This window comes from Dyella sp., from assembly GCF_035508675.1.
GTDB lineage: Bacteria > Pseudomonadota > Gammaproteobacteria > Xanthomonadales > Rhodanobacteraceae > Dyella_B.
Genome location: NZ_DATJMN010000087.1, coordinates 1 through 10992 on the forward strand (window position 1 = coordinate 1; position 10992 = coordinate 10992).

14 protein-coding genes, 1 tRNA gene and 1 pseudogene are annotated in these 10992 nt (G+C 58.8%); 13 read left to right on the forward strand and 3 right to left on the reverse strand.

Translation table 11 applies throughout. The features are described 5' to 3' along the window. The 7 genes and pseudogenes from VMA74_RS04905 to VMA74_RS04935 form a co-directional block, all read left to right on the forward strand. Window positions 1-291, forward strand: a pseudogene (locus VMA74_RS04905) (cytochrome c oxidase subunit I); the annotation flags it as partial. Then, window positions 291-944: a cytochrome c oxidase subunit 3 gene (locus VMA74_RS04910; RefSeq protein WP_325365379.1), complete on the forward strand. Its 654-nt coding sequence runs from the start codon at window positions 291-293 to the stop codon at window positions 942-944. The pseudogene VMA74_RS04905 and the gene VMA74_RS04910, both read left to right, overlap by 1 nt. Next, window positions 941-1240: a hypothetical protein gene (locus tag VMA74_RS04915; protein WP_325365381.1), complete on the forward strand. Its 300-nt coding sequence runs from the start codon at window positions 941-943 to the stop codon at window positions 1238-1240. Before VMA74_RS04910 ends, VMA74_RS04915 begins: the two co-directional genes overlap by 4 nt. A 136-nt stretch (window positions 1241-1376) precedes the next feature. Next, the gene (locus tag VMA74_RS04920) at window positions 1377-1586 is read left to right on the forward strand and encodes a hypothetical protein (protein ID WP_325365383.1); all 210 of its coding nucleotides are present in this window, start codon (window positions 1377-1379) and stop codon (window positions 1584-1586) included. A 3-nt stretch (window positions 1587-1589) separates the two neighbouring features. Further along, complete coding sequence (locus VMA74_RS04925) at window positions 1590-2084, forward strand: cupin (protein WP_325365385.1); 495 nt, start codon at window positions 1590-1592, stop codon at window positions 2082-2084. A 222-nt stretch (window positions 2085-2306) separates the two neighbouring features. Further along, on the forward strand, window positions 2307-3209 hold the full coding sequence (locus VMA74_RS04930; protein ID WP_325365402.1) for an SDR family oxidoreductase: 903 nt from the start codon (window positions 2307-2309) through the stop codon (window positions 3207-3209). A 29-nt stretch (window positions 3210-3238) separates the two neighbouring features. Beyond that, window positions 3239-3763 (forward strand): DUF4142 domain-containing protein, encoded by a 525-nt coding sequence (locus VMA74_RS04935; protein WP_325365387.1) that lies wholly within the window; start codon window positions 3239-3241, stop codon window positions 3761-3763. A 42-nt stretch (window positions 3764-3805) separates the two neighbouring features. Here the strand turns inward: VMA74_RS04935 and VMA74_RS04940 are convergent, their stop codons facing one another. After that, window positions 3806-3997 carry a hypothetical protein gene (locus tag VMA74_RS04940; RefSeq protein ID WP_325365389.1) on the reverse strand — a complete coding sequence of 64 codons (192 nt, stop codon included), beginning with the start codon at window positions 3995-3997 and terminating at the stop codon, window positions 3806-3808. Window positions 3998-4262: 265 nt separating this feature from the next. Next, window positions 4263-4353 (reverse strand) — tRNA-Val (locus VMA74_RS04945). An 83-nt stretch (window positions 4354-4436) separates the two neighbouring features. Between VMA74_RS04945 and VMA74_RS04950 the strand changes: the two genes are divergently transcribed. Both VMA74_RS04950 and VMA74_RS04955 read left to right on the forward strand, forming a co-directional pair. After that, complete coding sequence (locus VMA74_RS04950) at window positions 4437-5609, forward strand: tyrosine-type recombinase/integrase (RefSeq protein WP_325365391.1); 1173 nt, start codon at window positions 4437-4439, stop codon at window positions 5607-5609. Between the two features lie 232 nt (window positions 5610-5841). After that, complete coding sequence (locus tag VMA74_RS04955; protein ID WP_325365392.1) at window positions 5842-6111, forward strand: hypothetical protein; 270 nt, start codon at window positions 5842-5844, stop codon at window positions 6109-6111. Window positions 6112-6197: 86 nt separating this feature from the next. Here VMA74_RS04955 and VMA74_RS04960 read toward each other — a convergent pair whose 3' ends face one another. After that, on the reverse strand, window positions 6198-6794 hold the full coding sequence (locus tag VMA74_RS04960) for an OB-fold protein (RefSeq protein ID WP_325365393.1): 597 nt from the start codon (window positions 6792-6794) through the stop codon (window positions 6198-6200). Between the two features lie 846 nt (window positions 6795-7640). Between VMA74_RS04960 and VMA74_RS04965 the strand changes: the two genes are divergently transcribed. The 4 genes from VMA74_RS04965 to VMA74_RS04980 all read left to right on the forward strand — a co-directional run bounded on the left by VMA74_RS04965 (window position 7641) and on the right by VMA74_RS04980 (window position 10793). Further along, a complete protein-coding gene (locus VMA74_RS04965) occupies window positions 7641-7844 on the forward strand; it encodes an AlpA family phage regulatory protein (protein WP_325365394.1) in 204 nt (67 codons plus the stop codon). Then, window positions 7841-8140 (forward strand): hypothetical protein, encoded by a 300-nt coding sequence (locus VMA74_RS04970; protein WP_325365396.1) that lies wholly within the window; start codon window positions 7841-7843, stop codon window positions 8138-8140. The genes VMA74_RS04965 and VMA74_RS04970 overlap by 4 nt, the downstream gene beginning before the upstream one ends. A 156-nt stretch (window positions 8141-8296) precedes the next feature. Then, on the forward strand, window positions 8297-10126 hold the full coding sequence (locus VMA74_RS04975) for a hypothetical protein (protein WP_325365398.1): 1830 nt from the start codon (window positions 8297-8299) through the stop codon (window positions 10124-10126). Window positions 10127-10592: 466 nt separating this feature from the next. Next, window positions 10593-10793 (forward strand): helix-turn-helix transcriptional regulator, encoded by a 201-nt coding sequence (locus VMA74_RS04980; RefSeq protein ID WP_325365400.1) that lies wholly within the window; start codon window positions 10593-10595, stop codon window positions 10791-10793. The last annotated feature ends 199 nt before the right edge of the window (window positions 10794-10992 follow it).

Below are 10992 nucleotides of genomic sequence, written 5' to 3' on the forward strand. Positions count from 1 at the left end.
TTTTTTCCGCAGTACATATTGGGCTACGAGGGCATGCCGCGCCGGTATCACCAGTATCTGCCGCAATTCCAGGACCTGAACATCCTGTCTTCGAGCGGCGCGCTGATCCTTGCCGTGTCCTACCTGATGCCGCTGTTCTACCTGGGGCATTCGCTGTTTCGCGGCGAGCCGGCGGGGCCGAACCCGTGGCGCGCGACCGGGTTGGAGTGGACCACCTCTTCACCGCCGCCCGAACACAATTTCCACGCCACGCCCGCGGTCACCCACGGGCCTTACGAGTACTGCGACTGATGAACACTTCCGTGCCAGCGGCGGCGGTGCAGCAGCAATTCGACGATGCGCCCCAGCAGAAAGAAGCCGCCATGCTCGGCATGTGGGCGTTCATCGCCACGGAGGTGCTGTTCTTCGGCGTGTTGTTTGCGGCCTATGTGATCTGCCGCTGGCGTTTTCCGCTGGCCTTCGTGGAAGCCAGCGCGCACCTGGATTTTTCCATGGGCACCGCGGAAACCGCGATTTTGCAGGTCAGTGGCTGCCTGTCGGCGATTGCGCTGCGGCAGATCCAGTTGGACAAGGCGCGGCAGAGCGCGCTGTTGCTGGTGGTAACCAGCTTGCTCGGCGTCGCGTTCCTGGTGCTGCATGGCATGGAATATCACGGTGAGTTCAAGGAAGGCCTGATCCCCGGCATCCGCTACCTGCAGAGCGGGCCGGGCGCACGCGAGATGGAGTTGTTCTTCAGCCTCTACTACGTGACCACCGGCTTCCACAGCTTGCACGTGCTGATCGGCGTGGTGCTGCTGCTGACGATCGCGATGCGCACTTGGCGCGGCAAGTTTTGCGCGCAGTACCACACGCCGATCGAGATCATCGGCTTGTACTGGAGCTTGGTCGATATCGTGTGGATCTTCGTGTATCCGGCGTTCTATTTGGTGGGGAGTGCGGGATGACGCAGCAGGACATTCCTTCCTTGCGCAGCCAATTGCTGGTGCTGGCCGGCATGTTGACCCTGCTTGCCGCGTCCGCCAGCGTGTCGCGCTTGTCGCTGGGCTGGTGGGGACTGGTCATTACCGCCAGTTTGTCCGTGGGCCAGGCGCTGCTGGTGCTGGTGGTGTTCATGCGCTTGAAGAGCAGTCATCCGGCGCTGCGCATGATCGCCATCCTCGCCTTTGCATGGCCGTTGATCATGGTGGCGCTGACGCTGGGCGACTACCTCACGCGCTCGCTGCTGCACGCGCCCTGGTAGTTCAATCGAAGCCCTTACTGGTGCTGTGACGTGCGCATCGAAACGGCGTAAACGCCGGTTTTGTTGCCGGCCAGTCATCAGCATGACGCTGGCATCAGCATCTGCGCTGCAGATGTTCACGCCAGGATGCAGTGCCATGCGGCAAAGTTTTTACTACCTCCCAAGTACGCGTGGTCGAACCATGGAAGAGCGCCAGACAACCAAGCCGCCTTACAACTCGGGTTACCCGGAGCAACGCCCGGAGCCGAACAAGCAACAGCAGCGCGAGCCGGATGCGAAGACACCGCACGAACCGCAGAATGCGCCAAGCAAGAAGCCTTATCCGTCATCCTCATCATCGGGTTGAGCCGTGCAGACCGAGCGCTTTCTGTTGGAGAAAAATGCCTGGATGCCGAACAACCCGCGCTTTCCCGCGCTGCTGTACAAGGCTGCGGTCGTCGGCGATCCGGTAAGCCCCATGGACATGGAAGAACTGTTCGCCCGCAACGGCTGGGAGCCACGCTGGCGCGACGGGGTGTACGGCTACCATCACTACCACACCACGGCGCACGAGGCGCTCGGCTTCGCCGGCGGCCACGCGCGGCTGATGCTGGGCGGCCCGCGAGGCAAAGAGGTTGAAGTTGCGCCGGGCGACGTATTGGTGCTGCCTGCCGGCGTAGGGCATTGCAGCGTGCGAACCGACAAACACTTCCTTGCCGTCGGCGCTTATCCGCCGGGGCAGGACTGGGACCTGTGCAAGACGATGGCGGACGAAGCGGCGCTGAAGCGGATCAGGCGCTTGCCGGCACCCCGTTCTGACCCGGTGCAGGGCGAGCAAGGAATTTTGTTGGATCTGTGGCGCTGAAGCTGAAGTGGTACGCCCGCTGCCTTAACGCCGCATTGCATATTCCTCCACCTGTCGTCCACCGTCGCGGCAGCTAGCATCGCCCGGTAACGGTCGAAGGCGGTGCATGCCATGAGCGACGACAGCATTTCCAACTCGCGCAGACGGCTGGTGCAGGGGGCTTCGTTGGGCGTGGCAACGGCGATGATCGGCAAGGCGCGGGGTACACAACCCGAAGACCGAATGGGCGTCGCGCAGCAGGCGGCACCCTTGCAGGACCCCCGCCTGGGTTATCCGCATCCGCCGTTCAAGCAGCAATCGCAACCCTGGCCGGGCCTGGCCAGCAAGATGACACCGCGTCCGGATCACGGCGAAACCAGCTATCGCGGCTGCGGCAAGCTGTTGGAACGCAGGGCGCTGGTGACCGGTGGTGATTCCGGCATCGGCCGCGCGGCGGCGATCGCGTTCGCGCGCGAAGGCGCGGACGTGGCGATTTCCTACCTGCCTGCCGAAGAGCCTGATGCGCAGGAAGTGATTACCCTGATCCAGCAGGCCGGACGCAAGGCGCTCGCCTTGCCGGGCGACATCCGCAACGAAGCGTTCTGCCAGAACCTGGTGGCAAAGACGATCGCCGAATTCGGCGGCATCGATCTGCTGGTGAACAACGCCGGGCGCCAGCACAGTTTCGAATCGATCCTGGACATTCCTACCGACTATTTCGACTGGACCTTGAAGACCAATCTCTATGCGATGTTCTGGATCACCAAGGCCGCGGTGGCCCATATGCCGCCGGGGTCGGCCATCATCAACACCGCTTCGGTGAATGCCTACGATCCTTCCGAGAATCTGCTGGATTACGCGTTGACCAAGGGCGCCATCGTCACCTTCACCAAAGGGCTGGCCAAGCAGATGATCAAGCGCGGCATCCGCGTAAACGGCGTGGCGCCGGGACCGTTCTGGACGCCGTTGCAGGTGAGTGGCGGGCAGACGCAGAAGAACCTCGAGGAATTCGGCATGACCACGCCGATGGGCCGCCCGGGACAGCCGGCGGAAATCGCGCATGTGTACGTGCAGCTTGCCGCCGCTGAATCGAGTTATGTAACAGGGCAGATCTACGGCGAATCCGGCGGGCGGGGGCAGCCGTGACGGGGTTGCGGGCGTTCGCGCGGGTCCGGATGTCATTGCTGTTGTGCCTTGCCGTGCTGCCTGCCGTTGGCTTGGCGCACACGGCCGCCAATACGCCAAAGCGCAACGAGCGCCGCCCGGCGCTGGATACGCGCGAGCAGGCCTTCGTGGCGCAAGCGACGTCAGATGACGCCATGCAGATCACGCTGGCCAAACTCGCCATGAACAGATCGGCCAACCCGCGGGTGCGCGCACTGGCGAGCCGGATCGTCAGCGATCACACGGCGCTCAATCTGCAATTTGCGCAACTTGCCGCCAACACCGGCAGCAAGGGACACGCGCACGGCATGTCGGCGCAGGACATCGGCGCGATGCGGGCGCATTTGCAATCGCTGCGCGGTGCCGCCTTCGACCGTGCCTTTGCCGGCATGATGGTGAAGGAGCACCGCAAGATCATCGCGGCCTATGAAGTGGCCGCCAAAACCTCGGCCGACAACCGGCTGAAAACCATCGCCGCACGCGGCATTCCCGTGCTGCAGGAGCATCTGGCGGCGGCACGCGCGTTGTTGAAGTGAGGCAGTCCGGGCGGAGGATCGCCGGGAGGGCAAAGTAGGGGATTACCCCTCTGCCCACGTGGCATGCCAACGGGCGGTTGGGTCGGCCTTCTTCAAGGGCAGGCCATCATCCTGGCGCTTGCTCCGGTCTGCGGCGCCACGGCGGCGGCGCGCTGCGTCCAGCGTCATGCGTTCCTGTTCGGACAGGCCGATCTTGCGCCTGCGTCTGGCGATAGTGGCGTTGCGAATGCTCATGGTGATCCTGACGAAGACAGCGATGCGGCACCTTCGCAAGGGGTGCTTGAAAAAAGTGCGCATGCTACGTCAATGGGGTTCTTCACGGAAATTCACGCGAAAAGACATCGACCGCTTTGCGCCGGAATCGTACGGACGCGACATGTCAGTTCGATGAAGCGCAGCGGGCGGCATGCTCTTGTCCTTGTTGGCAGATGTGCTTGAGCGGGACAGGAGGCAATGAAAAAAGGCCACCGAACGGTGACCTTTTTTCTTTGAAATGGGATGGTGGGCGGTACAAGGATCGAACTTGTGACACCTGCCGTGTGAAGGCAGGATTGTGGACTCCTTCGAACTTCCGTGAACTGAAAAAACCCTTAAAACAGCCTGTTTTATGTCCATTGTGGTGCGTGTCGGTTCAAGGGTGTATTGTCACGCACATGTCACGCAGGAAAAAAACATGGCTTTTCGTAACGTCAAACTCAACACCGCTAGGGATCGCGCCCGCCTTGACGGACGCCCCGACCCATACTGGTCTGGCATTCGCAAAAATCTGCACCTCGGGTTCCGTAAGATCGAATCCGGCGAAACGTGGTCGGCCCGTTACCGCGACGACAGCGGCAAGCGCCAGTTCAAGTACCTGGGCGCGGTCAAGGCGGGCAGCGCCAAAGGCATGACCTATGACGAAGCAGTTACGGCGGCTGAGGCGTTCGCGAAGGCATGCGACGCGGGCATAACGTCGTCCGACGTGAAGACCGTGGGCGACGCATGCCACGCATACGTCACGGATCGCCGCCGGGAGAAGGGCGACGCAAACGCCGATGATGCGCATGGCCGATTCGTTCGCACCGTGTACGGCGCACCGTCAAGCGACACGCGCAGCAAGGCGATAAAGCCGCACCCTATTGCTGCGATCCCGCTTGATAAGCTTCGGGAGGCCGACGTTAAGGGTTGGCGAGCCGGCCTGGACATGTCGTCCGCCAGCGCGAATAGATATCTAGCCGTACTGAAGGCCGCACTAAATCATGCCGTGAGCAGTCGTGCCGTTGGTGCTGACAGGGCCGTGGAGTGGGCCAGCGTGAAGCCGAAACCGGCGAACAAGCGCCGCGATCTAACCCTAAACCGCAATGAGCGCCGCAAACTGATTGCGAGTGCAGAAGCAGATGCACGCGCATTCATCAATGCGCTGTGCTTGCTGCCGATCCGTCCCCAAGCGCTTGCAGACTTGACGGTTAAGTCATTCGACAAGGATAACAACACACTCCACATCGGCCCCGACAAGGGCCATGCGCCGCGCAGCATGAAGCTAAAAGGGCCAGCACTTGACCTGATTATGGAACAGGCGAAAGGCAAGACTCCACGCGCGCCGCTGTTCGCATATCCGGGCGGCGAGCACTGGAATAAGGAACGCTGGAAAAAGCCTGTAAAGCGTGCAGCTGACGCGGCAAAACTGCCCGCCGAAACGTGCGCGTACACGCTGCGCCACAGTGTCATAACGGATCTTGTAAAGGGCGGTCTAGACGTTGCCAGTGTCGCCACTCTCGCCGGTACATCCATCCTCATGATCCAAAAGCACTACGGCCACCTTTGCCACGATCACGCCGCCGACGCGCTAGCAGGACTCGCGTTGTAACGCCTGCCTGTGCTGGACAGGGCTACAGCGATGTTTCCCGGTGTTTTCGCCGATTTCTGGTCGCGCATGACACGGTGCGTGATATTTGCCGCTTGTCGTCCCTTGCTTCGATCAACTCTAGAGCCGCGATATCGGCACCGATTATTGCGCCGAAATAGTTAGGCAAAGCTACGATTGACCACCTAACAACTATTGATCACGCTGGGGTCTCTATCTGCATCGGGAGTCGATCATGCAAAGCACATCCGGCAACATCATTGCCTTTCCGGAGCCGCGGAAGCGCGGCAGGAAATCGCGTACCGGCCCATGCGCCGAAGTCGTCACCCTTCCGGTGCCTGACACTATCGAAGCCTACCGGAGCGCCACGTCCGATGTGGACCGTTTGACGGCGCTGATGGAATGGGCGTATCAGGAATACGGTCGCAAACCGCCTCACCCTGACGTGATGGTCGACAGGCTTCGCAGCATCGGGGCTTTGGACGGAGTGGTGTGGAATGGATAATCGCAAAGTAGATCAGTAAGTTGATTGAACTGCACCCCAGAAGTTGGACACCCATCCATCCTCTGGGGTGTTTTTCATGGCGAAGTTCAGTGAACCAGAGAGCAGTTATCCAGCATGGGCGAATCCATGATTCGTTTAGAACTCTCGCAATGCAAGGTGACGATTTGGCCCTGGGAAAGGTTTGCAGCTGCTGATTTCTGATCATCGTTTAAGATGGCTTGCAGCTCGCTAAACTCTTCACCCGTGTTGAACTTCAGCACTGCGTGATCTGTGAAGTCCTTATCGATCGATGCAACCGGCGCCGTCAGTTCTAGAATATGGCCTTGCAGTTGGTTATCGGTAGCTACTTCGTTGGCCTTGTATGCCCGATATAGGCCAGCCGGCGATACCTTCAGAATACTTTCTTGTGGCGCTGACGCGGGTTGAGCGGGCGCATTAGCCGAATCAGACGAAGATGAGTCGCCTTGATTAGAATTGCCCATATACACCAGGATGCCAACGACACCCAAGACAATTAAAAAGACCATGGCGCACCCTGAAGTCTTTTTCTTTGGCGGCTCAGTTTTGGCCGCTAAAGCTGGCGGCACTTGAGCTTGATTCTTTATGGGTCTTCCGCATGAAGGGCACGCGGGCGCCTCCGAACTTACATTAGCGCCGCAGTCTGGGCATTGAATCAAAGCCATCACTATCCCCTGTTGATAAGGCGATTCGATTTGACCCGAATCGTCCAAGTGCTGTCAATTTGCGGACAACGTCTTGGCCGCTATGTTGTACTCATAACGCGGCCTGCTTCTGTCATCCAGAATCGCATACATCCCCAGCCAGTACGACAAGTGGGCCGCCTATGATCCGCTCAAGTAGCCGCGCCGCCCGTGCAACTGGACAAACGCCGCACTTCGTCCGCATCGTGTCCGCACATTCTCGAAGCCTCGTGAGGATTCGCGAACAGTCGCCGCTAACGATGTCGGCGTTAGCGGCGTCACGCTGCTGTCCCGGTGAGTGCCGCAGCGGTCTTGCCGGATGTATGTGGAGAGGTGTGGCACTTGTGGAAAATTCAAACGATCGTTTGGTGGCAGAATTGACACCACGTAATGTGGAGAATCGCTAAAGTCCAAAGCGGCGGCCGGCCATAACCATCGCTGGTTCTGGATCACCACTTACATTCGCCATTCCTGATAGATCCCGGCGCGGCCGGCGCAACTTTCCCGGTTGCGGGATCGAGCGTTATGTTTCTATCGCGGCGACGGTTCAAACAAGCGTTTGGAAACAGCATTGATACCAGTCATTGCGGTTTAATCGCTAAATTCCAAAGCGGCGGCCGGCCCAAACGACATTGTTTCGGCACTACCGGGCACGATAGGTACGCTCGCTAAGTGGGTGGGTGAATCTTCCCCTCCACGCCCTGCATGATCGCTACGCCTCGAAAGACCAATCCGCCGAATGCGGTTTTTTTTGGCCTAAGTTTTCCCAATCCATCCCACCAACACAGCCCGCCATCGCGCGGGTTTTCGCATTTATGGAGCTATGCAATGTCCGAACGTATCTACCTCCCCACCATCGAGCGCTTGCCGCAAGTGGTGAAGCGCACCGGCCTGCCAAAGTCATCGATCTATCGCTTAATGGCCGCGAACAAGTTTCCTAGGTCAGTAACACTCACCGATGGCAACTCGCGCGGATGGGATTCTCGCGCGATTACTGAATGGATCGAGACGCGCACAAAGGGTGTGAAATGAGCACAAAACAGCAAATGCTTCGAGATGCAAAGAGAGCGATGGGCGAGCTTAGTCAATGCAAGGAAGTTCTGACGCAATTGGTTGCAGAGCTTAAAAAGCCTGAGCCGCTTTTCTGGGTCGTGTATCAATTACTCGACCAAGTGGGCGCGCACAACAACCGGCAAGCCGAAGCGCTATTAGGTGTCGCTGAAGCGTTCGAGGAAGCCGCGAAAGTTGCAGAGCACGAAGGCAATCCGAACGCCAAGCTAAAAAGTGAGTCCGGCGTGTCCAACATCGTCAAACTGCGCGAAGTTTAAGGGGGCGTTATCTGGGAAGCCTATTCAATAGGTATCCGGTTAAGTTTGACCGGAAACATACAAGGCGAATTTGCAGCGCTATCGCGACTCGTCAAGAACGCGGGCGGCGATGTAAGGGCGTTGCAGAAAGAGCTAGGCAACATCAAGGGCCAGCTAATGACTGGCAGCGCCATGGTTGGCGTGGGCTTCTTCGGACTTGACGCCATGGGCAAGGCGATAGACAAGGCGAAGGAGTATCAAAAGCAACTATCGCTACTCAAGGCGACCGGCGCGAGTCCGGCAGAGGTTGCAAAGGACGTCGCAACCTCATGGGCAACGTCTAGCCAAGTCATCACGACAAGCGCAGCGGACAACGTGAAGGCGATCCGTGAATTGCGTTCGGTGCTTGGCGCCGGCAACACGGATGCGGTCGCATCGGTACTGCCAAACCTGCAGCGCGTGAGCGCCATTGTTGGCGGCTACGGCAAAGATCCGGAAGGTGTCGCGCAGGACATCGCCCGCATCACGGAAATGCGCTCAGTGGGTCGCGCAATCACAGCGGGCGACATCAACCACAACGCCGAGCTTGTGTCGCACACCGTTGCGGCGATGGGTGCGAACGTAACGCCGTCAGACATCCTTGCCGTGATGAAGCAAGCGAAAATGTCGGGCGGCAATCTTAGCGACGACTTCCTGTATAAGCAGCTTCCGTTCCTGATTCAGGAATTCAAGACGAACGGCGGTGGCGGGTCTGGAGCGGTCGGCACAGCGCTAATGACGCTAGGCCAAGCGGTCGAAGGCGGTGTGCTCAAGAAATCATCCATTCCCCTTTGGGAGCAGATGGGGCTTGTTGATCCAAAGGATGTTGTAAAGAACGCTACCGGCCAGCTTCAGCTTAAGCCCGGCGCGATGGCTGGTCACAGCCTATTCGAGACGAACCCGAACGCGTGGGCTACGCAGTTTCTGGCCCCAGCAATCGAGAAGTACCGAAGCACACACAAGGACGCGGACGGCAAAGAGCTTTCGGTTCAAGACGTCATCTATGCGCTGTACGGCAACCGAAACGCGCAGAATCAGATTTTCCAGTACCTGCAGAAAGCAGAGAACATCAACCGCGACGCGGCCACAATTGCAAGGCTTGATAAAACTTCCTCGGCTGCGATATACGCGCAGCAATTGAAAGACAACCCCGACCTGGCGATGCAGGCGTTACAGGCCCAGCTAACCAACGCTGAAACGCGGTTGGGTATTCAGGTTTTGCCGGATCTGATTAAGGCAACCGATTGGGCTGCCAACGAACTGGCGCACTTGTCCGACTTCATGGGCAAGCATCGCACTGCAGTTAAGCTGCTCGCGGAAGGTTTTGTCGGACTGTCCGGCGCGCTGATGTTTAGCGGCACGCTCGTAACGCTAAATGCTGGCTTCAAGTTGTTGCGCATTGCGATGACTGCAATGCCAGCCAAGAACATGGCTAACGCCATCGGCAACATCAATACGACCGCGGCATCAGCAGCGGGTGGGCTGAATAAGTTCGGGAAGGCCATGCAATGGGTTGGCGGCCTTGCGCTTGCGTGGGAGATCGGCCATAAGATCGGTGCCGAGATGAATCGAGACATCAACCGCGCCGCAACCGCTGCAAATGACGGGAAGAAGTCAACATGGGGTGGAACCGTATACGACCTGCTCCATCCGGTAAATCCAGCGACCGGCCGGCGTGAACTCAGCTGGACGAAATGGATGACAGAGTCTAAGGCGGAATTCAATGCCAATAATGCGCTTGAGGGAAACCCACTAGGCGGACTGCCGAAGTTTAATGCGGTTGCACCTAGTAAGCCTGCGCCGTCCACCATTAACAGCACCCTCTACCTACAGCCGGGCGCAACGACGATCCTTGCCAAGGGCGTTACGCAGTGGCAGAGCGATCAGCTCAACAGGCCTCAGTCCGGCACGAGCGGTCCTGACACGTCATACCCGGGACTGTCGATCGGCTACACCAGCGGTCAGTAGCGAGCACACGGACGTCACCGCGGGGCGCGCAACGTGCCTCGCGGTGGCTGTTTGGTGCGACCCCGCCGTACATAGGCAGGGAATAACCGATATTTTCGCCGCAAAATCACAGTGATTGCGTTACCCGTGACATTGCTCGTGACATGTAGGCCGATCCCGGCTACGCACGAGGGGCATGCCTGCTTAGCGGGTGCGCCAAGTGCTTATCAGTTAGTCACGGCTAACACAACCATCCCGGGGCTGCTATTTTGAATCCATGGAAAATTATTCATATACCGTTTAGGTTCTATAAAGCCCCTTACGGAACAACAACATGCTGCAACTGAACTTGTTAGCCACGACTAATAATTACTTCAAAAACAGTTAGTTACGACTAACTGTTGGATTGACCGAGTGTCAGGTCCCGACTAGGGTGCGTCTCGTGCCGAACGCAAACGGCCATCCATAACCTCCAAGGAGCCTAGCAATGCCGCAACAAACCCCACCCCGTGAAATCTGGCGCCTTCCGAAAGTGAAGGCAGTCACCGGACAAGGCAAAACCCTGATCTATGCAGGCATGGCAGCCGGCACTTTCCCGAAAGCAATTGCAATCGGCGAGCGTGCCGTGGGATGGGCCAGCGATCATGTGCAGGCATGGATTGATAGCAAGGTAAGGGCCTCCGCGTAACGCGCCGCCGATCTTCAAAGCGCGCGCACGTCGTGAGGCGTGATTAAGCACGCGCAGTAACAACACCACACGACAGCCAACCGGCTGATGCAGTGAGCATCGGCGCGGCGAGGTATTGCCCAACGCAATCGATAAATCCGGCGAAACCCCGGCGCTATCGGCTTGCCTGAAAACCGCTTGCAGCAACGCGACAGCTGCA

Bases quoted from the DNA above. Each gene is read 5' to 3' on its own strand.
- VMA74_RS04915 (WP_325365381.1), top strand. From the start codon at position 941: ATGACGCAGCAGGACATTCCTTCCTTGCGCAGCCAATTGCTGGTGCTG.
- VMA74_RS04950 (WP_325365391.1), top strand. From the start codon at position 4,437: ATGGCTTTTCGTAACGTCAAACTCAACACCGCTAGGGATCGCGCCCGC.
- VMA74_RS04940 (WP_325365389.1), bottom strand. From the start codon at position 3,997: ATGAGCATTCGCAACGCCACTATCGCCAGACGCAGGCGCAAGATCGGC.
- VMA74_RS04975 (WP_325365398.1), top strand. From the start codon at position 8,297: ATGACTGGCAGCGCCATGGTTGGCGTGGGCTTCTTCGGACTTGACGCC.
- VMA74_RS04965 (WP_325365394.1), top strand. From the start codon at position 7,641: ATGTCCGAACGTATCTACCTCCCCACCATCGAGCGCTTGCCGCAAGTG.
- VMA74_RS04935 (WP_325365387.1), top strand. From the start codon at position 3,239: ATGTCATTGCTGTTGTGCCTTGCCGTGCTGCCTGCCGTTGGCTTGGCG.
- VMA74_RS04980 (WP_325365400.1), top strand. From the start codon at position 10,593: ATGCCGCAACAAACCCCACCCCGTGAAATCTGGCGCCTTCCGAAAGTG.
- VMA74_RS04970 (WP_325365396.1), top strand. From the start codon at position 7,841: ATGAGCACAAAACAGCAAATGCTTCGAGATGCAAAGAGAGCGATGGGC.
- VMA74_RS04955 (WP_325365392.1), top strand. From the start codon at position 5,842: ATGCAAAGCACATCCGGCAACATCATTGCCTTTCCGGAGCCGCGGAAG.
- VMA74_RS04930 (WP_325365402.1), top strand. From the start codon at position 2,307: ATGGGCGTCGCGCAGCAGGCGGCACCCTTGCAGGACCCCCGCCTGGGT.
- VMA74_RS04910 (WP_325365379.1), top strand. From the start codon at position 291: ATGAACACTTCCGTGCCAGCGGCGGCGGTGCAGCAGCAATTCGACGAT.
- VMA74_RS04960 (WP_325365393.1), bottom strand. From the start codon at position 6,794: ATGGCTTTGATTCAATGCCCAGACTGCGGCGCTAATGTAAGTTCGGAG.
- VMA74_RS04920 (WP_325365383.1), top strand. From the start codon at position 1,377: ATGCGGCAAAGTTTTTACTACCTCCCAAGTACGCGTGGTCGAACCATG.